Origin of the sequence: Paramagnetospirillum magneticum AMB-1 (assembly GCF_000009985.1) — a bacterium.
Lineage (GTDB): Bacteria > Pseudomonadota > Alphaproteobacteria > Rhodospirillales > Magnetospirillaceae > Phaeospirillum > Phaeospirillum magneticum.
The window spans coordinates 230977-252047 of sequence record NC_007626.1 but is presented as its reverse complement, the minus strand read 5'-3'; the positions used below and the strand labels follow the sequence as shown (position 1 = coordinate 252047).

The 21071-nt window shown below is 67.4% G+C and carries 16 protein-coding genes and 1 pseudogene; 12 read left to right on the top strand and 5 right to left on the bottom strand.

Annotation, left to right across the window (positions count from 1 at the left end):
* The first annotated feature begins 300 nt into the window (after window positions 1-300).
* Window positions 301-2724: a bacteriohemerythrin gene (locus tag AMB_RS01120; RefSeq protein WP_011382667.1), complete on the top strand. Its 2424-nt coding sequence runs from the start codon at window positions 301-303 to the stop codon at window positions 2722-2724.
* A gap of 61 nt (window positions 2725-2785) precedes the next feature.
* Here the strand turns inward: AMB_RS01120 and AMB_RS01115 are convergent, their stop codons facing one another.
* On the bottom strand, window positions 2786-4147 hold the full coding sequence (locus tag AMB_RS01115; RefSeq protein WP_011382666.1) for a GH1 family beta-glucosidase: 1362 nt from the start codon (window positions 4145-4147) through the stop codon (window positions 2786-2788).
* A gap of 44 nt (window positions 4148-4191) precedes the next feature.
* Window positions 4192-4475 (bottom strand): annotated as a pseudogene (locus tag AMB_RS26935) (acylphosphatase).
* 127 nt (window positions 4476-4602) lie between these two features.
* On the opposite strand from AMB_RS26935, the gene AMB_RS01110 reads away from it, so the two are divergent.
* Window positions 4603-4998, top strand: coding sequence for a hypothetical protein (locus tag AMB_RS01110; RefSeq protein WP_043743081.1), 396 nt, complete (start codon window positions 4603-4605; stop codon window positions 4996-4998).
* On the opposite strand, the gene AMB_RS01105 is transcribed toward AMB_RS01110, so the two are convergent.
* Both AMB_RS01105 and AMB_RS01100 read right to left on the bottom strand, forming a co-directional pair.
* Window positions 4999-5409, bottom strand: a complete 411-nt coding sequence (locus AMB_RS01105; protein WP_011382664.1) for a rhodanese-like domain-containing protein — start codon at window positions 5407-5409, stop codon at window positions 4999-5001.
* Complete coding sequence (locus AMB_RS01100) at window positions 5406-7187, bottom strand: potassium/proton antiporter (protein WP_231848940.1); 1782 nt, start codon at window positions 7185-7187, stop codon at window positions 5406-5408. Before AMB_RS01100 ends, AMB_RS01105 begins: the two co-directional genes overlap by 4 nt.
* A 104-nt stretch (window positions 7188-7291) precedes the next feature.
* Between AMB_RS01100 and dapF the strand changes: the two genes are divergently transcribed.
* From dapF to ftsY, 3 genes are read left to right on the top strand one after another with little or no spacing between them, the layout of a single operon-like run.
* Entirely contained in the window at window positions 7292-8146 is an 855-nt protein-coding gene (gene dapF, locus AMB_RS01095; RefSeq protein WP_043745759.1) for a diaminopimelate epimerase, read from the top strand.
* On the top strand, window positions 8143-9501 hold the full coding sequence (gene mtaB, locus AMB_RS01090; protein WP_011382661.1) for a tRNA (N(6)-L-threonylcarbamoyladenosine(37)-C(2))-methylthiotransferase MtaB: 1359 nt from the start codon (window positions 8143-8145) through the stop codon (window positions 9499-9501). The genes dapF and mtaB overlap by 4 nt, the downstream gene beginning before the upstream one ends.
* Entirely contained in the window at window positions 9498-10496 is a 999-nt protein-coding gene (gene ftsY / locus AMB_RS01085; RefSeq protein WP_011382660.1) for a signal recognition particle-docking protein FtsY, read from the top strand. The genes mtaB and ftsY overlap by 4 nt, the downstream gene beginning before the upstream one ends.
* A 118-nt stretch (window positions 10497-10614) precedes the next feature.
* Here ftsY and xseA read toward each other — a convergent pair whose 3' ends face one another.
* Entirely contained in the window at window positions 10615-12126 is a 1512-nt protein-coding gene (gene xseA / locus AMB_RS01080) for an exodeoxyribonuclease VII large subunit (RefSeq protein WP_043743076.1), read from the bottom strand.
* Between the two features lie 85 nt (window positions 12127-12211).
* On the opposite strand from xseA, the gene purD reads away from it, so the two are divergent.
* The 7 genes from purD (at window position 12212) to AMB_RS01045 (ending at window position 21056) form a co-directional block, all read left to right on the top strand.
* The gene (gene purD, locus AMB_RS01075) at window positions 12212-13486 is read left to right on the top strand and encodes a phosphoribosylamine--glycine ligase (RefSeq protein ID WP_043743074.1); all 1275 of its coding nucleotides are present in this window, start codon (window positions 12212-12214) and stop codon (window positions 13484-13486) included.
* Window positions 13487-13745: 259 nt separating this feature from the next.
* Window positions 13746-15755 (top strand): hydrogenase 4 subunit B, encoded by a 2010-nt coding sequence (gene hyfB / locus AMB_RS01070; protein WP_011382658.1) that lies wholly within the window; start codon window positions 13746-13748, stop codon window positions 15753-15755.
* 151 nt (window positions 15756-15906) lie between these two features.
* Window positions 15907-16854, top strand: coding sequence for a respiratory chain complex I subunit 1 family protein (locus tag AMB_RS01065; protein ID WP_011382657.1), 948 nt, complete (start codon window positions 15907-15909; stop codon window positions 16852-16854).
* Entirely contained in the window at window positions 16854-17516 is a 663-nt protein-coding gene (locus AMB_RS01060) for a hydrogenase-4 component E (protein WP_011382656.1), read from the top strand. The genes AMB_RS01065 and AMB_RS01060 overlap by 1 nt, the downstream gene beginning before the upstream one ends.
* Entirely contained in the window at window positions 17516-19006 is a 1491-nt protein-coding gene (locus tag AMB_RS01055) for a hydrogenase 4 subunit F (RefSeq protein ID WP_011382655.1), read from the top strand. Before AMB_RS01060 ends, AMB_RS01055 begins: the two co-directional genes overlap by 1 nt.
* Window positions 19006-20523, top strand: a complete 1518-nt coding sequence (locus AMB_RS01050; protein WP_011382654.1) for a nickel-dependent hydrogenase large subunit — start codon at window positions 19006-19008, stop codon at window positions 20521-20523. Before AMB_RS01055 ends, AMB_RS01050 begins: the two co-directional genes overlap by 1 nt.
* On the top strand, window positions 20520-21056 hold the full coding sequence (locus AMB_RS01045) for an NADH-quinone oxidoreductase subunit B family protein (RefSeq protein ID WP_011382653.1): 537 nt from the start codon (window positions 20520-20522) through the stop codon (window positions 21054-21056). The genes AMB_RS01050 and AMB_RS01045 overlap by 4 nt, the downstream gene beginning before the upstream one ends.
* Window positions 21057-21071 lie beyond the last annotated feature (15 nt).

Genomic DNA, 21071 nt, shown 5'->3' with positions numbered 1-21071 from the left:
CCCCCGCCGCCACGGTGCGGCAAAGCCGGCGGCCTACCCCCCGAAATGATGGGACCACCAGCTTTGGATGCAATCATACGGCACTAATGGCCGGCCAATAGCCACACCCAGGATAGAGATTAGGCCTTCCGGCTTGAAAGATTTGCGACCGGGGCATATGTCTTATTCTCAACTTATGATACACCGAGCATACGCATCTATACGGATTACACTTCCGCCCTAAGACCATCATACTGAAGAGCTATATTTCGCCGGCCGGTATATGCGCTTCGGCAGACACGCTGTTTTGGGGGTCCGACAATGTTCAATCTCAACGTCTCCGGACGAATTTATGCTGGCTTCGGCCTGATCGTCCTGCTGTTGCTGGTGCTCGCCGGGCAGTCCATCACCACCTTGGGCTCCTCCAAGGCTCAGATCGACAGATATGCCGGCGTATCCGACAACGCCCAAAGAGTGCTGAGCCTCAAGGGCGATTTCGCCAATATCCGCCGCAACGTCATCATCTTTGCCGACAACGCCGATCCCAAGGCTCTCGAGCAGATTCGCAAGATTCAGCCGGGCATGGCCAAGACGTTGCCCGAGGCCGCCAATGCGACCGTCGATCCGACCCGCAAGGCCAATCTGACCAAGATGGGCGAGCTCTTTACCGGATACATGGCCGGCTTCGACAAGGTGGCCGACCTGCGCAAGGCCAAGCTGGAACTGGTCGAAAAGCGCATGAACGTGGTCGGCGTCGCGGCCCGCAAGGACCTGAGCCAGATCATGAAGACCGCCATGGACGATGGCGATTACGAGGCCGCCGCCCTGGCCGGCGTGGCGCAGGAAGCGCTGCTGCTGGGCCGGCTCAATGCCATCAAGTTCCTGGCCGATCCCAGCGACGCCCTGGTCAAGGACGCCCAGACCGAGATCGAGGAATTCGTCAAGGAGGCGGAAACCCTGACCAAGCGGCTGCGCAATCCCGAGCGCAAGAGGCTGGCCGCCGAGGCCGAGACCAATGCCAAGGCCTATCGCGACGCCTTCACCCAGGTGGCCGCCGCCACCAATGCCCTGGACAAGCTGGTGTTCAAGGACATGGCCGCTTTGGCCGTCCAATTCGCCGATCTGGCCGATCAGACCGTCCACTCCCAGGATCAGGCCATGGACCAGCAGAAGGCCGATACCGAGGCCGGCATGGCGCGCAGCAATACCGCCACCTGGACCGGCGCCATCATCGCCCTGGGCCTTGCCGTGCTGCTGTCCTGGCTGATCGCGCGGTCCATCGTCACGCCGCTGTCGGCCATGACCGGGGCCATGACCGAATTGTCCAAGGGCAACAAGACCGTGGATATCCCGGCGCGGGAACGCACCGACGAGATCGGCGCCATGGCCCAGGCCATGGAGATCTTCAAGGAAAACACCCTGAAGATGGACAAGATGCAGGCCGAGCAGGAGGCCCAGAAGGTCAAGGCCGAGGCCGACCGCAAGGCGGCGCTGCACCATATGGCCGACACCTTCGAGGAAAGCGTCGGCAAGGTGGTGCAGACCGTCACCTCGGCCGCCACCGAACTGCAAGGCGCCTCCAGCCAGATGGCCGGCACCGCCCACGAGACCAGCGCCCAGGCCACCACCGTCGCCTCGGCGGCGACCCAGGCCTCGGCCAATGTGGAGACCGTGGCCGCCGCCACCGAGGAACTGGCCGCGTCCATCTCCGAGATCGCCAAGCAGGTGGAACGCTCGCAGGCGGTGGCCAACCGCGCCGAGCAGGAAGCCGAGAACACCACCAATCAGGTCCGCGCCCTGTCGGACAATGTGGGCCGCATCGGCGAAGTGGTCGTGCTGATCAACGACATCGCCGCCCAGACCAATCTTCTGGCGCTGAACGCCACCATCGAGGCAGCCAGGGCCGGCGACGCCGGCAAGGGCTTTGCCGTGGTCGCCAACGAGGTCAAGAACCTCGCCAACCAGACCGCCAAGGCCACCGACGAGATCGCCAGCCAGATCAAGGCGGTGCAGGAAGGCACCGGCAATGCCGTCAAGGCCATCGACACCATCTCCAAGGTCATCTCGGAAATGGGCGAGATCAGCGCTTCGGTCGCCTCGGCGGTGCAGGAACAGACCGCCGCCACCGGCGAAATCGCCCGCAATGTGGAACAGGCCGCCGCCGGCACGGCGGAAGTCTCCAGCAACATCAATTCGGTGGAGCAGGCCGCCCGCGAAACCGGCCACGCCGCCGAGCAGATCAGCGAATCCGCCACCGACCTGTCCAAGCAGGCGGAATTCCTGCGCGGCGAGGTCGGCCGCTTCCTGCATCAGGTGCGCGCCGACAAGGCCGACATGAGAATCCTGGAGTGGGAGAACGCCCTGAACACCGGCGAGTCCTCCATCGACCGGCATCACCGCGAAATGTTCGATCAGGTCAACCGTTTCTACGGCGAGATGATGAGCGGCAACGGCGATGCCGCCATCCAGGGTATCCTGGGACTGGTTCCCGCGGCCTTCGTCCCCCACTTCAAGGAGGAGGAAGAGCTGATGACCCGCCATGCCTATCCCGGCATCGACGAGCATCGCCGCCGTCACCGCGAGTTCATGGACAAGTTCGAGGGCCTGAAGCGCGCCGTGGAGACCGGCAAGGACGGCGCCAACGGCCAGCTGTTCCAGTTCGTCGCCGGCTGGCTGAAGGACCATATCCGCCACGAGGATGGCAAGATTGCCGCCTTCCTGCGGGACAAGAAGATCGTCGCCTGACCTCGGCGACACCCGATATGAACCGGGGCGGAGGTTTTTCCCTCCGCCCCGTTGCTTTTCCTCAGCCCACCCGGCCGGTCCTGATGACCTCGGCGAACCACTTGTAGCTGTCCTTGGGCGTACGCTTTAAGGTCTCGTAATCCACCCGCACGATGCCGAAGCGCTTGGACAGGCCATAGGCCCACTCGAAATTGTCCAGAAGCGACCACACCAGGTAGCCCTTGACGTTGCAGCCGTCCTTGACGGCGCGGGCCACCTCGGAGACGTGATCCCTGATAAAGGCGACGCGCTCGGCGTCGTGGACCTGGCCGTCGGGGGTGACCACGTCGTCATAGGCGGCGCCGTTCTCGGCGATGAACACCGCCGGATTGCCGTAAAGCTCCTTGAACTCGCGCAGCAGGTCGTAAAGCCCGTCGGGCTGCACCGGCCAGGCCATGGCGGTCCAGCGGTCGCAATGGGCGTCGCCCCAGAACACGTCGAAGGGATGGCCTTCCTCGTGCTTCATGGTCATGCGCGAATAGTAGTTGATGCCCAGCATGTCGATGGGGAACTTGATGGTCTCCATGTCTCCCGGCTTGACGATATGGGCCATCTTCTCGGCCAGCACATCGGGGATGGCGCCGCGCATGACGCCGTCCAGCGGCACCCGGTTCCACACCGCGTCCCAGCGGATGGCGGCGGCGCGGTTCTTGGGATCGTCATCCTGGGAGCGGCAGGGCTGCAGGTTGATCACCGTGCCCAGCACCGCGTCGGAATGCTCGGCCCGGATGGCGCGCAGCGCGGTGCCCTGGGCCAGGTTCTGATGGTGCAGGGCCTTCAGGATGCCGTCCTCGCCCAGCTTGTAGCCGGGCGCATGCTCGCCGATGCCGTAGCCGATGATGGCCACCACATTCGGCTCGTTCAGCATGTACCAGTCCTTGACCCGGTCCCCCAGGCGCTTGGTGGCGATGCGGGCGTATTCGGCGAAGGGGCCGACGATATCGCGCCCCTGCCAGCCGCCCTTGTCCTCCAGGGGTTGCGGCAGATCCCAATGATACAGACAGGCCATGGGCTTGATGCCGGCTTCCAGGATCTTGTCCACCAGCCGGTCGTAGAAATCCAGGCCCTTGGCGTTGATGGCCCCGGTCCCCGCCGGAATGATGCGCGGCCAGGCCAGTGAGAAGCGGTAGGCGTTGAACCCCGCCGCCTTCATCAGGGCGATGTCCTCGGGGTAGCGGTGATAATGGTCGCAGGCCACCTTGGCGCTGCTGCCGTCCATGATCTTGCCGTCGGCGGTGAACTTGTCCCAGATGGTCATGCCCCGCCCATCGGTGTCATAGGCGCCCTCGATCTGGTAGGCGGCGGTGCTGGCCCCCCAGAAGAAATCCTTGGGGAACTGGCGCGCCCCTTGAGGAGCGGATTGGGCAGCTTTGGCGACGGTCATGGCGGCGGCTCCGGCTAGGATTTGGCGGCGTGAGAATTTCATGATCAGGCGGTCGGGCGCTGGTGAAAGCCCGCCGAGGGCAATTCGGAAGACCCCTCGGTCTCCACCCGGGTGACCAGGCGGCGGGCGGCCCCTGGTGGCAGGCTTCGACCATGTCGCGGACCAGATGGGAGGGGCCGTGGAACAGGGCCTCGACCCGGCCGTCCACCAGATTGCGCACCCAGCCCGACAGCTTGCGGGCGGTGGCCTGCTCGACCACCCAGCCGCGGAACCAGACCCCCTGGACCCGGCCCTCGATCAGCACGCGAACACTGGTTTCACCGGTCATGGGCGAATCTCCATGGGAATATATAACCACGCCCGCCGCCGTCCCGGAAGGGGGATGCTTGACCGGGCTCAATGTGGCCGACGGGGCAAAGCTGCTTTGCTGCGCCACCCGCCCAAGGAGCCCCGCCATGAACGTGATCGCCCCCGCCCTGGATGCCCAGACCGAGATGCTGACCCTGCTGGAGAACGCCGTCGCCGCCCACGCCAACGTGGTGCAGGTTCGGGTCGATGGCGAGAGCGCGGTGATCGAGACCCTGGCCACCGGCACCGTCGTCGACGCCCGTCAGGTCCCGCTGTCGTTCTGCGCCGAACTGCTGCCCGCCGCCTTCGGCCTGTGCGACGAGTCCGACGGCTACCAGTACAACAGCTCGCGCTCGGCCCGCATGACCGGCCTGAAGGTGCCGCTGCCCAAGGGCCTGACCATGGTCTTCAACCAGTTCTTCCCGGCCCGCGACGGCCAGCGCCATCTGGTGGCGCGGCTGACCTATGACAGCGACACCTGCTGCGGCACCTGCGGGGGGTGATCACCCCCCCTTCTTGTGCTCGGGCTTGGGCCCCACCGGCCCGCCTGCGTCCTTCCAGCCCTTGAAGCCGCCCTCCACATGGGCGACGGGGGCCAGGCCCATGTCCTGGACCGCCCTCGTGGCCAGCGCCGAGCGCCACGCCGACTGGCAGTAGAATACGAAGCGCTTGGCCTGGCCGAACACCTCCTTGTAATAGGGGCTGGTGGGGTCGACCCAGAATTCCAGCATGCCGCGCGGCGCATGGAAGGCGCCGGGGATCATGCCTTCCCGCTCCAGTTCGCGCACGTCGCGGATATCCACGAAGACCACGCCGGGATCGCCATGAAGCGCGATGGCTTCATTGGTGGGAATGGTGGTGATCAGGGCGTTGGCCTCGTCGATCAGCTGACGGTGAGTCTTCACCAGGGTCATGCGCGTTTCCTCATCCAGCGTTTGAGCATTGCCTTCAACTCGGTGCGGCTCTGGAACACCGGCAGCCGGGGGGCGTCGATGCGGGTGGGCTCCACCGCCAGACCGATCTCGGAGATCCGGTCGTCCCAATCCATGGCCCGTACGATCAGTTCCACCTCGCCCAGGCCGGCGCGGTCGCCGATGCCCGGCTCGTGCCCCAGTTCGCGGATCAGCCAGTCGGCGACGGACATGTCGTGATCGGCGGCCGCCACCGGCAGGCCGTAAAGCAGGGCCAGATCCTTCATATGGGCACCCGGCTCCAGGGCGAAATCGCCGAAGAAGCGCGAATCGGCCTCGGCGGCGGGAGCGGCCGAAGCGAACAGGCGGTCCAGATGGGGCACCCGCTCGGGCCGGGCGAACAGGAACACCGTGTCGCCGGGCTTCAAGCCCTTGGCGGCGTGAGTGGAATAGGACTTCTTGTCCCGGACCACCAGGGAGGGCTCGGCCCAGCGCGGCAGGCGATGGCCGCGCGCCACCAGGGAATCGGCGACGATGCCGTACGACACCAACTCATGGCGCGCCCCGGGGATTTCCAGTTCCATGCGCTCCACCGGCCCGATGCGCTTGGGCACGATCTGGCCGAGGAAGCGGGCCACGGCGCCGATGGTCCAGCCCTGCAGCCCCAGGCTGATCATCACCACCAGGAAGGCCAGGATGAAATAATCCCGGCCATGGGGCAGCCCCACCACCATGGGCACGATGGACAGCAGCACCGAGACCGAGCCGCGCAGGCCCACCCAGGCGACAAAGGCCGTCTCGTTGCGGTTGAAGCCGTAGGGCAGCAGGCAGATCCACGCCGCCAGCGGCCGTGCCACGAAGATCAGCACGCCCGCCACCCCCAGGGACTGCCAGGCGAAGGCGGGAAACTCCGCCGGCGTCGCCAACAGGCCGAGCGTCAGGAACATGACGATCTGGGCCAGCCAGGTCAGCCCGTCCTGAAAGCGGCGCATGGTCTCGGGCGCGTTGATGCGGGCATTGCCCGCCACCAGCCCGGCGATGTAGACGGCGAGGAAGCCGCTGCCGTGCAGTTCTTCCGTGGCGGCGAACAGCACCATGGCCAGACTGAGCGCCGCCAGGGGCTGCAAGCCCCGCTCGAAGCCCATCTTGTTGACCGCCAGGACGATCAGCCCGCCGCCGAACATGCCGGCCGGCGCGCCGATGCCGAACTTGGTGATGAAATCCATGCCGATGGCCACCGGCGAGATGGGTCCCTTGGCCACCAGCAGCCCGATCAGCGCCAGGGTGAGGAAGATGGCCATGGGGTCGTTGCTGCCCGATTCCACTTCCAGGGTCGAGCGCACCCGGTCGCGCACATGGATGCCGCCGACCCTCAGCAGGAAGAACACCGCCGCCGCGTCGGTGGAGCTGAGAATGGCGCCCATCAGCGCCGATTCCAGCCAGTCGAACCCCATCAGATAATGGACCGGCACCGCCACCACCGTGGTGGTGACCACCACACCGCCGGTGGCCATGGCCATGGCCGGCCACAAGGCGGCGCGGAAGGCCTTGAGGCTGGTGTGAAAGCCGGAATCGAACAAGATGATGGCCAGGGCGATGCTGCCGATCATATAGGCGGCGCGGACATCGTCGAACTTGATGCGCCCCAGTCCGTTCTCGCCCGCCACCAGCCCGACGCACAGGAACACCAGCAGCAGCGGCGCGCCGATGCGGAACGACAGCAGGCTGGAGAAGATACTGAGCGCCACCAGCCCCGAGACGATCAGGATGGAAAAGTTCATGGACTCGATCATGAAGCCAGGATAGGGGCCGAGGCCGTCCCGGACAACCTGCCATGTGGTCGAAAACCTGGACTCAAATGCCCGCCGCCCCATATAACGCCATCATGAGCGATCGAGCCTGGCCCTTTTTGAAGATGCATGGCCTGGGGAACGACTTTGTCGTCCTCGATGCCCGTGCGCGCGCCCTTGACCTGACCCCGGAGCGGGTGCGCGCCATCGCGTCGCGCGGCACCGGCGTGGGCTGCGACCAGCTGGTGGTGATGACCCAGGCCACCGACCCTTGCGCCGACGCCACCATGTTGATCTACAACGCCGACGGCTCGGAAGTGGCGGCCTGCGGCAATGCGTCGCGCTGCGTCGCCTGGCTGCTGATGAAGGAAATCGCCGCCGACAAGGTGGTGTTCCAGACCAAGGCCGGCCTGCTGGATGCCGAATCGCGTGGCCCCCATCAGGTGGCGGTGGACATGGGGCCGGCACGGCTGGACTGGCGCGAGATTCCCCTGGCCGAGGCGGTCGACACCCTGCATCTGGGCATTTCCGCCGGGCCGCTGGCCGATCCCGTCGGCGTCAGCATGGGCAATCCCCATGCAGTGTTCTTCGTCGACGACGCCGAAGCCGTGAACCTTGCCCAGTTGGGGCGGGGGCTGGAGCATCACGCCCTGTTCCCCGAGCGCGCCAATATCGAGGTGGCCCAGGTGCTGACGCCTCCCGACGCCGAGATGGGTCGCATCCGCATGCGGGTGTGGGAGCGCGGCGCCGGCATCACCATGGCCTGCGGCACCGGCGCCTGCGCCACATTGGTGGCGGCGGCGCGGCGCGGCCTTAGCCCCCGCAAGGCCGAGATCATCCTGGACGGCGGCACCCTTACCATCGAATGGCTGAAGGACGGCCATGTGCTGATGACCGGCCCGGTGGCGGTGGCCTTTACCGGGACGCTGGATTCGTCCCTGCTTCCATGAGCGAGGCGAAGCCGAGCGCGGGAGCGTTGAGCGACCCGGAGCGTAGCGGAGGAGCCAAGGGCGCCCGCGCCCGCCCGGCGTCTGAGGGACAAACATTGACCAGCAACACCCCTCCGACCATCCTGACCTTCGGCTGCCGGCTCAACGCCTATGAGTCCGAGGTGATGAAGGAGCACGCCAAGGCCACCGAAAGCGGCGTGGAGACGGTGATCGTCAACACCTGCGCCGTCACCGCCGAGGCCGAGAGGCAGGCGCGGCAGGCCATCCGCAAGATCCGGCGCGAACGCCCCGACGCCCGCATCGTGGTCACCGGCTGCGCCGCCCAGGCCCATCCCGAGACCTTCGACGCCATGCCCGAGATCGACCAGATCCTGGGCAATGCCGAGAAGATGCAGCCCGACATCTTCGCCGCCCCCCCGGCCGAACGCATCGTGGTGGGCGACATCATGGAGGTGCGCGAAGTCGCCTCCCATCTGGTCTCGGGCTTCGAAGGCCGCGCCCGCGCCTTCGTCGAGGTGCAGCAGGGCTGCGACCATCGCTGCACCTTCTGCATCATCCCCTTCGGGCGCGGCCCCAACCGCTCGGTACCCATGGGCCGCATCGTCGAGCAGATCAAAGAGCTGGTGGCCGGCGGCTTCAATGAAGTGGTGCTGACCGGCGTGGACGTCACCGCCTATGGCGCCGACCTGCCGGGCAAGCCGGGCCTGGGCCAACTGGTGCGCCGCCTGCTGGCCGCATTGCCGGAACTGCCCCGCCTGCGCCTATCGTCGCTGGACCCCGTCGAGGTGGACGAGGACCTGCTGGCCGCCATCGCCTCGGAAGCGCGACTGCTGCCCCATTTCCACCTGTCGGTCCAGGCCGGCGACGACACCATCCTGAAGCGCATGAAGCGCCGTCATCTGAGAGGCGACGTCATCACCCTGGCGGCGCGCATCCGCGCCCTTCGCCCCGACGCGGTGCTGGGCGCCGACATCATCGCCGGCTTCCCCACCGAGGACGAGGAGATGTTCCAGCACTCCCTCGATCTGGTGGACGAGGCCGGTCTGACCCATCTGCACGTCTTCCCCTTCTCGGCACGTCCCGGCACGCCGGCGGCGCGCATGCCCAAGGTCAAGGGCGACGTGGTCAAGGAGCGCGCCGCCCGCCTGCGCGCCAAGGGCGCCGCCGCCATGGCCGCCTTCCTCGCCACCCGGATCGGGGGCGTGGAAAGCGTGCTGATCGAAAAAGACGGCAAGGGTCATTCCGCCCATTACCTGCCCGTGCGGGTAGCGGGTTGCGCCGCCGAGCCGGGAACGATATTGAACGTGCGCATCACCTCGGTTGACGGGGATGAGCTGGTGGGGGAATTGGCATGAGCATCTTCGGTTTCGGCAAGAAGAAGGACGCGGCCCCCGCCCCGGCTCCCGAACCCGCCGCCCCTGCCGCCGAAGAGCCCGCCTCGTGGTTCGGCCGCCTGAAATCCGGGCTGGCCAAATCGTCGTCGAAGCTGACCCAGGGCCTGGGCGACCTGTTCACCAAGCGCAAGCTGGATGACGAGGCGCTGGAGGAGCTGGAGGACCTGCTGATCACCGCCGATCTCGGCGTCGCCATGGCCGCCCGGGTGACCAAGCATCTGGCCAAGACCCGCTTCGGTCAGGACGTCACCTCCGACGAAATCAAGGCCACCCTGGCCGAGGAGATCACCCGCATCCTCACCCCCGTGGCCAAGCCGCTGGAGATCGATTCCACCCGCAAGCCCCATGTGGTGCTGGTGGTGGGCGTCAACGGCTCGGGCAAGACCACCACCATCGGCAAGATGGCCAAGACCTACAAGGATGCCGGCCTCAACGTCACCCTGGCCGCCGGCGACACCTTCCGCGCCGCCGCCGTCGAGCAGTTGAAGGTCTGGGGCGAGCGCACCCATTGCCCGGTCATCGCCCGCGAAACCGGCGCCGACGCCGCCGGTCTGGCTTATGACGCCGTCGAGCAGTCCCGCGCCAGGGGCGACGACCTGCTGTTCATCGATACCGCCGGGCGGCTGCAGAACAAGGCCGACCTGATGGCCGAACTGGCCAAGCTGGTGCGCTCCATCAAGAAGGTGGACGAGACCGCACCCCATGACGTGCTGCTGGTCCTCGACGCCACCGTGGGCCAGAACGCCCATTCCCAGGTGGAGATCTTCAAGGACATGGTGGCCGTCTCCGGCCTGGTGCTGACCAAGCTGGACGGCACGGCGCGGGGCGGCGTGCTGGTGGCCCTGGCCGAGAAATTCGGCCTGCCGGTCCACGCCATCGGAATCGGCGAAAAGGCCGAGGATTTGCGGCCCTTCGAGGCGGATGCCTTTGCCAAGTCCCTGGTGGGAATGGAATAGTTATCGGGCTATCGCCCGAACCCATCCGGGGCGATGCCCCGGCCCCCCTTTGATTTCATGAATGGGGTTTGGGGCCCCCGGCCCCGAGCGGGTATGGGCGGCAGCCCATATTCCACAATTACAGCAACGACCCCTGCCGCCCATCGGGCGTGGCTGGCTTGCGATGGGGCTTGGGGGCGGGCGGAGCGGCGGTTCCCTCGACCCTGACTCCCGCCTTGCCGTCGGCGAACTCCACCGCCAAAGCGGCGCCCGGCTTGGCGGCGGCGACAGAGGTCACCGGAGTGCCGTGCTCGTCCCGGACCACGGCGAAACCACGCTCTAAGACCTTACGGTAGGAGAAGCTTTCCAGAAGCTGCCCGGCATGGGCGACCCGCTTGGCCTTCTCATCGAGCAGGCGGGGCATGGCCTGGATCAGACGCCCCGCACATTGCTCCAGTTGAAGCGTCCGGCGCTCATTGGCGGCACGCTCGGCCGCACTCACCGTCTTCATGGCGTGATCGAGGCGGGTGGTCAGCGCCGTCAGCTTGTGCCCGGCCTCGGCCAGTTGCTCACGGGGGTGGCGCAGGCGGGCGGCCAGACGGTCCAGCTCGGCCCGGCGGCGCTCCAGCAGCAGGCGCGGCGCATTGGTCAGGCGCTCGGCCCGCTCGTCCAGACGCCTGGCGCAATCCTCCATCACCCGGCGGGGATGGGGCAGCGCCCGGAAGGTGTGCCCCAGGCGAGTGCGCCGCTCCTCCAGCCCGCGCTGCATGGCGCCGATCAGGCGAGCCCCCATGTCGGCGACGGTGGCGATCAGTTCGGCACGGACCGGCACCGCCTTCTCGGCCGCCGCCGTGGGGGTGGGGGCGCGCAGGTCGGAGGCGAAGTCGATCAGCGTGGTATCGGTCTCGTGCCCCACCGCCGAGATCAGCGGAATCTCCGATTCTGCTGCCGCCCGCACCACGATTTCCTCGTTGAAGGCCATCAGGTCTTCCAGCGAGCCGCCGCCCCTGGCGACGATCAGCACGTCGGGGCGCGGCACGGCTCCGCCCGGCTTCAGGGCGTTGAAGCCCCGGATGGCGGCGGCCACCTGGGCGCTCGCGCCATCGCCCTGCACCGCCACCGGCCACAGCAGCACCCGGCGAGGAAAGCGCTCGGCCAGACGGTGGAGGATGTCGCGGATCACCGCGCCGGTGGGCGAGGTCACCACGCCAATTACCTCGGGCAGGAAGGGGATCGGCCGCTTCTTCGCCGTGTCGAACAGCCCCTCGGCCATCAGGCGCTTCTTGCGGTCCTCCAGCATCTTCAGCAGGGCGCCCTGGCCCGCCAGTTCCATGCGCTCGACCACCATCTGGTATTTCGAGCGCCCGGGATAGGTGGTCAGACGGCCCGTCGCCACCACTTCCATGCCGTCCTCGGGGCCGATGGCCAGCTTCCCGGCACTGCCCCGCCAGCACACGGCGTCCAGCACCGCGTCGGCATCCTTCAGGGCGAAATAGAGGTGACCCGAGGAATGGCGCTTGAAGCCCGAGATCTCGCCCCGCACGCGGACGAAGGAAAAGGCGTCCTCCACGGTTTTGCGCAGGGAACCGGACAGTTCCGAGACCGAGTATTCCGGGACGTTGGAAGGGGCGGGGCGGGCTTCGTCACTCATGGGCGGATGGTGGCGCAAGAGCCGGTGATTTGCAAACGCGGACGGAAGTGATAAACGACCCCAGTCATCACTCCGGGAGGCGGACATGAAGGTTCTGGTGGTCGGTTCGGGCGGGCGCGAGCACGCCCTGTGCTGGAAACTCAAGTCCTCGCCCTTGCTGACCAAGCTGTGGTGCGCGCCGGGCAACGCCGGCATCGCCGACTCGGCCGAATGCGTCGCCATCGGAGCCGAGAAGGTGGACGAGTTGCTGGCCTTCGCCCAGGCCAACGCCGTCGATCTGGTGGTGGTGGGACCCGAGGCGCCGCTGGTGCTCGGTCTGGCCGACAAGTGCCGCGAAGCCGGCATCAAGGTGTTCGGCCCCTCGGCCGCGGCGGCCGAGCTGGAGGGCTCGAAGGGCTTCATGAAGGATGTGGCGGCCAAGGCCGGCATTCCCACCGCCTGGTACGGCCGCTTCACCGACATGGAGAAGGCCAAGGACTTCATCCGCGCCAAGGGCGCCCCCATCGTGGTCAAGACCGATGGGCTGGCCGCCGGCAAGGGCGTGGTGGTAGCCATGACCCTGGACGAGGCTCTGGGCGCCGTCGACATGATGATGGGCGAGCGTGTGTTCGGCGACGCCGGCAACGAGCTGGTGATCGAGGAGTTCCTGGACGGCGAGGAATGCTCGTTCTTCGCCCTGTGCGACGGCAAGACGGCGCTGCCCCTGGTGGCCGCCCAGGACCACAAGCGGGTGGGCGACGGCGACACCGGCCCCAATACCGGCGGCATGGGCGCCTATTCCCCCGCTCCCGTCGTCACCGACGCCATCCAGGCCGAGATCATGGAGCGGTCCATCCTGCCCCTGGTCAAGACCATGGCCGAGATGGGCAAGCCCTATACCGGCGTGCTGTTCGCCGGCATCATGGTCACCAAGTCCGGGCCGAAGCTGCTGGAATACAATGTCCGCTTCGGCGACCCCGAGTGTCAGGTGCTGATGGCGCGCCTCGACTCCGACTTGCTGCCGGTGCTGGCGGCGGGGGCGGACGGCAAGCTGTCGGGCATCGAGCTGAAATGGTCCGACGACGTCGCCCTGGTGGTGGTGATGGCCGCCAAGGGCTATCCCGGCGCCTACGAGAAGAACACCGTCATCGGCGGGTTGGACAAGGCCGCCCAGGTGGACGGCGTCACCGTGCTGCACGCCGGCACGGCCATGAAGGACGGACAGGTGGTCGCCACCGGCGGCCGCGTCCTGGGCGTCACCGCCAAGGGCAGGACCGTGGCCGAAGCGCGCGAGCGGGCCTACAAGGCAGTGGACGCGCTCGACTGGCCGGGCGGCTTCTGCCGACGCGACATCGCCTGGCGGGCCCTGGCGCGAAATTAGACCTGGGGCGGCCTTGCGCCCGCCCCCCTGGGTGGGTATGATTCCCGTCTCCTCGCCATAAGACGAGTTGAAGAGGGCCGGAACAACCGGCCCCGCCGACAGGGGATTCACGGGAGACGATCGCCATGTTCTGCGACGGAGCAGTCGAGCATGATGCAGCTTCCCTGCGTCATGCCCAGCCGCCATTGAGGCGGCGGCCAAGCGCGCGGAGGCGCGCGCCCGGCGAGGGGCCGCAGAAATCCATGAGGTCGCGCAGCCGATGCTGATCGCCGCCGCCCTTTCCGCTCTTCTGGCCCTCGCCGTGCTCGGCGTGGCGGCGGGTGCGGAAATGTGGCGGCACCGATTGGTCTATTTCTGCTGCATGATTGCATCCCTGGCGCTGCTGGCCGGGGGGATCAAGCATCTGGGCCAGACGCCCGGCACCGGCCCGGCCATCGTGCTGCCCATCGGCCTCCCCTGGATGGCCGCCCATTTCCGCCTCGACAATCTGTCGGCCCTGTTCATGGTGGTGGTCAATCTGGCCACCGCCGCCGCCTCGGCCTACGGCATCGGCTATTGCTCGCATCTGCCCGAGCCCCGGCGGGTGACCCCGTTCTATCCCCTGTTCCTGTTCGGCATGAACGCCGTGCTGATCGCCGACGACGCCTTTATGTTCCTGGTGGCCTGGGAATTCATGTCGCTGTCCTCGTGGCTGCTGGTGCTGGCCGATCACAAGAACGCCGAGAACCGCCAGGCCGCCTTCGTCTATCTGGTGATGGCCTGCTTCGGCACCTTCTGCCTGCTGACCTGTTTCGGCCTGATGGCCGGCGGCCAGGGGGCCTATTCCTTCCCCGCCATGCGCGCCGCCAAGCTGGACGGGGTGGCCGGCTTCCTGGTGGTGCTGCTGGCCTTGCTGGGCGCCGGGTCCAAGGCGGGTCTGGTGCCGCTGCATGCCTGGCTGCCCCTGGCCCATCCCGCCGCCCCCAGCCATGTCTCCGCCCTGATGAGCGGGGTGATGACCAAGGTAGCGCTGTACGGCCTGATCCGCATCCTGTTCGACCTCCACGGCGAGGTGAGCTGGGCCTGGGGCGCGGTGATGATGGCCATCGGCGGCATCACCGCCGTGATGGGCGTGCTTTACGCCATCCTGCAGGACGACCTGAAGAAGCTGCTGGCCTATTCCACGGTGGAGAATATCGGCGTGGTGGTGATCGGCCTGGGGCTGGCCATCGCCTTCAAGGGCAGCGGCGAGAAGACTCTGGCCGCCCTGGCCCTGGTGGCCGGGCTGTATCACATCGTCAACCATTCCATCTTCAAGACCCTGTGGTTCCTGTCGGCCGGCGCGGTGATCACCGCCACTGGCGAGCGCGACCTGGGCAAGTTGGGCGGCCTGACCAAGCGCATGCCGTGGAACGGCGTCGCCGCCCTGGTGGGCGCCATCGCCATCTCGGCCCTGCCGCCGCTCAACGGCTTCGTCTCGGAATGGCTGATCTTCCAGTCCCTGTTCAAGGGCCCGAGCCTGCCCCACTGGGCCATGAAGTTCGGCGTGCCGGTGGTGGGCGCCATGCTGGCCCTGGCCGCCGCCCTGGCCGCCGCCTGCTTCGTGCGGGCCTACGGCATCGCCTTTCTGGGACGCCCCCGCTCGGAGGCCGCCGCCCAGGCCCATCAGGTTCCCGCCTCCATGCGCTGGACCGTGGCGTTGCTGGCCGCGCTGTGCGTGGTGCTGGGCGCCATTCCGGTGACCGTCACCGATGCGCTCTCCCATGTGGTGACGCCGCTGACCGGAGTGCAGTTCGCCGTCTCCGCCGATCTGGGCTGGCCGTGGCTCTCGCCGGTCAGTTCCACCCGCGGCTCGTATTCGGGCACCGTGCTGGTGATGACCGGAGCGGGGCTGTGCGCCATTACCCTGCTGCTGGTGCACGGCTTCGGCACCACCAGAATTCGCCGCGCCGATGCCTGGGATTGCGGTCACAAGGAAAGCATCCCCCAAAGCCAGTACACCGGCCAAAGCTTCTCCCAGCCGCTGCGCCGGGTGTTCTGCGCCTCCATCTTCGCGGCGCGGGAAAGCGTGGACATGCCCGATCCCGGCGACAACCGACCGGCGGAGCTGAAGGTGCGGGTCGTCGATCCCATCTGGGTTGGGCTTTACGCCGGAATCGGCCGAGTGGTGGACTTCATCGCCGACCGGGTCAACCGCTTCCAGCACCTGACGGTGCGGCATTACCTGCTGATGATGTTCTCCACCCTGGTGATCATGCTGCTGGTGGTCGCGGTGAGGCAGAGCCAATGAGCGGGATAAAGCACGGCGATCCGATCCGTCATCCCGACGACCAACGGGAGGAGGGATCCCGTCCTGGTGCGACGTCTCAGGACCGGCACCGCCAGGCCAAGCGGAGATCCCTCGCCGGCGCTCGGGATGACGGGACGGGGAGGACGACCCCATGAGCGCCATCCTCTGGCAATTGCTGCAGATCGTCTTGGTTGTGGCCATCAGCCCGTTGATCACTGGCTGGGTGCGGCTGGTCAAGTCGCGCCTCAACGGCCGCATCGGCGCCTCGCCCTTCCAGCCTTACCGCGACATCTACCGCCTGCTGCAGAAGGAGGCGGTGGTCGCCCATTCCGCCTCCTGGGTGTTCCGCGTGGCGCCCTACGTCACTTTCGGCGCGGCGTGGCTGGCCGCCTGCATCGTTCCCGCCTTCACCACCAACCTGTTCCTGGCCCAGGCCGCGGACCTGATCGCCCTGGTGGCGCTCTTGGGCGTGGCGCGCTTCTGGACGGCCCTGGCCGGCATGGATGTGGGCACCAGCTTCGGCGGGTTGGGAGCGTCCCGCGAGATGATGATCTCCAGCCTGGCCGAGCCGGCCATGCTGATGGTGACCTTCTCGCTGTCGTTGATTTCCGGCACCACGGCGCCGGCCCAGATCATCGCCTTCGTGCTGTCGGGCGGAGTCGGCATCGAGGTGTCGCTGGGCCTCGCCCTGGCCGCCCTGGTGATGGTCGCCATCGCCGAGAACGGCCGCATTCCCATCGACAACCCCGCCACCCACCTGGAACTGACCATGGTGCACGAAGCCATGGTGCTGGAATATTCCGGCCGCCATCTGGCCCTGATGGAGGGCGCGGGCATGGTGCGCCTGACCCTGTTCATGGCGCTGATCGGCGGCCTGTTCGCCCCCTGGGGCATGGCCCAGCCGGGAGGCGACGCGGTCGCCGTGCTGGTCGGTCTGGCCGCTTTCCTGGCCAAGTGCTTCGTCCTGGCCACGGCGCTGGGCGTGTTCGAGACCTCCATCGCCAAGATGCGCGTCTTCCGCTACGCCGATTTCCTCGGCGGCGCCCTGCTGCTGGGTCTGCTGGCCACCATCTTCCTCTACGTCTCGGAGGCGGTGTGATGGGCGCCCAGATCTCCTACGACATCGCCCATCTGATCGGCGCCACCGTGCTGATGGCGGGGTTCCAGCTTCTGTACCAGCGCCGCCTGTTCGCGGTGCTCAACACCTTCGCCTTCCAGGCCCTGGCCCTGGCGGCGGCGGCGGCGTGGCAGGCCCATGTCCAGCACGCGCCGCACCTCTATGTCACCGCCGGCATCGCCCTGGTGTTCAAGGCGATCATCGTCCCCATCGCCCTGCATTGGCTGGTCGAGCAGTTGGGCATCCACAAGAACGTGGAAACCGCCATGTCCATCGGCTGGACCATGATGGCCGGCGTGGCCCTGGTCACCCTGTCCATCCTGCTGGTGCTGCCGGTCACCGCCAACGCGGCGGCCCTGACGCGGGAAAGCCTGGCGCTGGCCATGAGCGTGGTGCTGCTGGGCCTGTTGATGATGATCACCAGGCGCAACGCCGTCACCCAGGTGGTGGGCTTCATGGCGCTGGAGAACGGCCTGATCCTGGCCGCGGTCTCGGCCAAGGGCATGCCGCTGGTGGTGGAGATCTCGGTGGCGTTCTCGGTGCTGGTGGCCATGACCCTGTTCGGCATCTTCTTCTTCCGCATCCGCGAGCGCTTCGACACCCTGGATCTGGCCGATCTGGAAACCCATCGGGGGGATCGCTGATGGTCGGCGCCTTCGCCCTGCTGCCCGGCTTCGACAATCCGCTGCTGTGGATTTTGGGCGTGCCGCTGGGCTCGGCCGGGTTCCTGGCGGTGCTGAGGAACTGGCGGGTGGCGGCCTGGGTCAACGTGGCGGCGTCGGGCGTCACCTTCGCCTCGTCCCTGGTGCTGATCCACGTGCGGCCCGAGCCGACCCGCCTGCTGTTCATCGACGATTTCAACGTCTATCTGGTGGTGCTGACCGCCTTCGTCGGCCTGACCACCTCGGTATTCTCGGCCGCCTACATCGCACGCGAAAGCGAGGCCCAGCGCCTGTCGGACCTGCATCTGCGCTTTTACCACTCCATGTACCAGGCCTTCTCGTTCACCATGCTTCTGGCCCTGTGCGCCAACAATACCGGCGTGATGTGGGTGGCGGTGGAGGCGGCGACCCTGACCACCGTGCTGATGGTCAGCCTGTACCGCACCCGCGAGGCCATCGAGGCGGCGTGGAAGTATTTCATCCTGTGCTCTGTGGGCATCGGCCTCGCCCTGTTCGGCACCACCCTGGTCTATCTGGCGGCCCAGCCGGTAATGGGCGACGGCGCCGACGCCATGGCCTGGACCCTGATGATCAAGCGAGCCCATGATTTCCAGCCCGACCTGCTGAACCTGGCCTTCGTCTTCGTGCTGGTGGGCTACGGCACCAAGGTGGGTCTGGCGCCGCTGCATGCCTGGCTGCCCGATGCCCATGCCGAGGGGCCGACACCCATCTCGGCGGTGCTGTCGGGCCTGCTGCTCAACGTGGCGCTTTACGCCCTGCTGCGCTTCAAGATGGTCATCGCCGCCAACGGCAACACCCTGACGCCGGGGCCGCTGCTGGTGGTGATGGGGCTGTCGTCCCTGTTCCTGTCGGCCTTCATGCTGTACCGGCGGGGCGACATCAAGCGGCTGTTCGCCTATTCCTCCATCGAGCACATGGGGGTCATCACCTTCGCCTTCGGCATGGGCGGCGCCGTGGCCAATTTCGCCGGCCTGCTGCACATGACCATGCACTCGCTGACCAAGTCGGCCATCTTCTTCGCGGTCGGCATCATCAGCCAGAATCTGGGCACCAAGCGCATCGCCGCCATAAGGGGGCTGACCAGTTCGCATCCGGTGCTGGGCTGGGGCTTCGTGCTGGCGGTGCTGGCCATCGCCGGCCTGCCCCCCATGGGGGTGTTCATGAGCGAGTTCCTGGTGCTGGGCTCCACCTTCGCCCGCCAGCCGCTGCTGGCCATTCCGCTGGCCGTCGGCCTGCTGCTGGCCTTCGGCGCCCTGGTGGCCCGGCTGCAAAGCATGGCCTTCGGCGAGCCGCCGCCCCATGCCCATGCCCACGGCCATGCCGGTCCGCTATCCACCGCCCTGGCACTGACGCCGTTATGGGTGCACATGCTGCTGGTGCTGGTGGCCGGCCTGTATCTGCCCCGGGAACTGGTGGCGTGGTTCCAGAACGTGGCGAGGATCCTGGGATGATGGGCGACATCACCCTGCTGGAGTTTCTCTCCCTCGGCCGGCGGGTCGAGGGCCATCGGCCGTGGCCGCGCTTTGCCCTCGACCTCAGGGGCTGGCGCCAGCTGATCGACCATCTGCGGGTGGCGGAATGGTCGGTGATGGCCGAATGGGCCGAGCGCTCGGAGATCCATGTGGCGCTCAGGGACGAGGCCAGCGGCGACATCGCCGTGGCCTCCCACCGATGCGACGACCGCCGGTTCCTGGCGCTGGGCAATGTGCGGCCCGGAGTCATCCGCATCGAGCGGGCCATCCACGACGTCTGGGGCCTGACGCCGGTGGGGCTGGAGGACCGGCGCCATTGGCTGGACCATGGCCGCTGGCCGTCGCGCATGCCGCTGGCCGCCCAGCCCATGGCGCCGTCGGCCGAACCCGACCGCTACCCCTTCCTGCAGGCGGTGGGCGACGGACTGCACCAGATCCCCGTGGGTCCGGTCCATGCCGGGGTGATCGAGCCGGGGCATTTCCGCTTTCACTGCCAGGGCGAGGCGGTGGTGCGTCTGGAACAGCGCCTGGGCTATCAGCACAAGGGCATCGAGGGATTGCTGCAAGGCGCTCCCCTGGACAAGGCGGCGCGCATTGTGGCCCGGGTCTCGGGGGATTCCACCGTGGCCTATTCCCTGGCCTTCGCCCGGGCGGTCGAGGCCGCCACCGGCTGCGAGGTGCCCGCCCGCGCCCACTGGCTGCGCGGCGTGATGGCCGAAATGGAGCGGGTGGCCAACCACGTCTTCGACATCGGCGCGGTGTGCAACGACGCGGCCTTCGCGGTGATGCTCTCCCATATGGGCGTGCTGCGCGAGAAGGTTCTGCGCGCCAACGACGTCCTGTTCGGCCACCGGCTCAACATGGACCGCATCGTGCCGGGCGGCGTCTCCCTCGACCTCTCCGACGAGGGGGTGGAAGCGCTGAAGCACCTGCTCTACGGCTTTGGCAAGCTGCTGGAGCAGGGCTACCAGCTCTACGAGAACACGCCCTCCCTGTCGGATCGCACCGTGTCCACCGGCATCGTCCAAACCTCGCTGATCCACCGGTTCGGGGCCGGAGGATTCGTGGGGCGGGCCTCGGGGCGGGGCCATGATGCCCGCGAGACGCCCAGCTATCCGCCCTACGACAAGCTGGACATGACCGTGCCGGTGCTGACCGAGGGCGACGTCAACGCCCGCGTGCTGGTGCGCTTCGCCGAGGCCAAGGAATCCCTGCACCTCATCAACCGCATGCTGCACGAGATGCCCGAAGGCGCCGTCCGCGTCCCGCTGCCCGAGGTGGCGGGCGAGGGCATGGGCGTGGCGGAAAGCTTCCGCGGCGAGGTGGTGGTCTGGCTTCGCCTGGGCGCCGACCATGTGGTGGAGCGCTGCCACCCCCACGACCCCTCGTGGTTCCAGTGGCCGCTGCTGGAAGCCGCCATCGAGGGCAACATCGTCGCCGACTTCCCCCTGTGCAACAAGTCGTTCAACTGCTCGTATTCGGGGCATGATCTATGATCCCGCCCATCGCCAAGATCCTGGCCCGCCATCTGCTCAAGGGCCCCCACACCATGAAGGACGCGCCGCGTCCCGACCCCAACGGGGTGGAGGAACTGGCCGAAGCGCTGGGGCGCCGCGCCCGGGCAAGGCTGGGCCGCTCGCTGTCCATCCGCGAGGTGGATGCGGGCTCGTGCAATGGCTGCGAGTTGGAGATTCACGCCGTCAACCACCCCATCTACGATCTGGAGCGCTTTGGCATCCGCTTCGTCGCCAGCCCCCGTCACGCCGACGTGCTGCTGGTCACCGGGCCGGTGACGCGCAACATGGAGGAGGCCCTGCGGCGCACGGTGGAAGCCACGCCGGAGCCGCGCTGGATCGTCGCCATGGGCGATTGCGGCAAGGACGGCGGCTGTTTCGCCGGGTCCTATGCGGTGGTGGGAGGAGTCTCCGACGTGGTGCCGGTGGATCTGCACATCCCCGGCTGCCCACCCTCGCCCCGCCAGATCCTGGCCGGGCTGCTGGCCTTGCTGGAAACGGTGGACCAAAAGTAGGACAGCGGGGCTTTG

Excerpts from the sequence above, each read along its gene's own strand:
- AMB_RS01045 (WP_011382653.1), top strand. The coding sequence starts at position 20,520 with ATGATCCCGCCCATCGCCAAGATCCTGGCCCGCCATCTGCTCAAGGGC.
- purD (WP_043743074.1), top strand. The coding sequence starts at position 12,212 with ATGAAGGTTCTGGTGGTCGGTTCGGGCGGGCGCGAGCACGCCCTGTGC.
- AMB_RS01060 (WP_011382656.1), top strand. The coding sequence starts at position 16,854 with ATGGGCGCCCAGATCTCCTACGACATCGCCCATCTGATCGGCGCCACC.
- AMB_RS01065 (WP_011382657.1), top strand. The coding sequence starts at position 15,907 with ATGAGCGCCATCCTCTGGCAATTGCTGCAGATCGTCTTGGTTGTGGCC.
- mtaB (WP_011382661.1), top strand. The coding sequence starts at position 8,143 with ATGAGCGAGGCGAAGCCGAGCGCGGGAGCGTTGAGCGACCCGGAGCGT.
- AMB_RS01055 (WP_011382655.1), top strand. The coding sequence starts at position 17,516 with ATGGTCGGCGCCTTCGCCCTGCTGCCCGGCTTCGACAATCCGCTGCTG.
- hyfB (WP_011382658.1), top strand. The coding sequence starts at position 13,746 with ATGCTGATCGCCGCCGCCCTTTCCGCTCTTCTGGCCCTCGCCGTGCTC.
- xseA (WP_043743076.1), bottom strand. The coding sequence starts at position 12,126 with ATGAGTGACGAAGCCCGCCCCGCCCCTTCCAACGTCCCGGAATACTCG.
- AMB_RS01100 (WP_231848940.1), bottom strand. The coding sequence starts at position 7,187 with ATGAACTTTTCCATCCTGATCGTCTCGGGGCTGGTGGCGCTCAGTATC.
- dapF (WP_043745759.1), top strand. The coding sequence starts at position 7,292 with ATGAGCGATCGAGCCTGGCCCTTTTTGAAGATGCATGGCCTGGGGAAC.
- AMB_RS01115 (WP_011382666.1), bottom strand. The coding sequence starts at position 4,147 with ATGACCGTCGCCAAAGCTGCCCAATCCGCTCCTCAAGGGGCGCGCCAG.
- AMB_RS01120 (WP_011382667.1), top strand. The coding sequence starts at position 301 with ATGTTCAATCTCAACGTCTCCGGACGAATTTATGCTGGCTTCGGCCTG.
- ftsY (WP_011382660.1), top strand. The coding sequence starts at position 9,498 with ATGAGCATCTTCGGTTTCGGCAAGAAGAAGGACGCGGCCCCCGCCCCG.
- AMB_RS01050 (WP_011382654.1), top strand. The coding sequence starts at position 19,006 with ATGGGCGACATCACCCTGCTGGAGTTTCTCTCCCTCGGCCGGCGGGTC.
- AMB_RS01105 (WP_011382664.1), bottom strand. The coding sequence starts at position 5,409 with ATGACCCTGGTGAAGACTCACCGTCAGCTGATCGACGAGGCCAACGCC.
- AMB_RS01110 (WP_043743081.1), top strand. The coding sequence starts at position 4,603 with ATGAACGTGATCGCCCCCGCCCTGGATGCCCAGACCGAGATGCTGACC.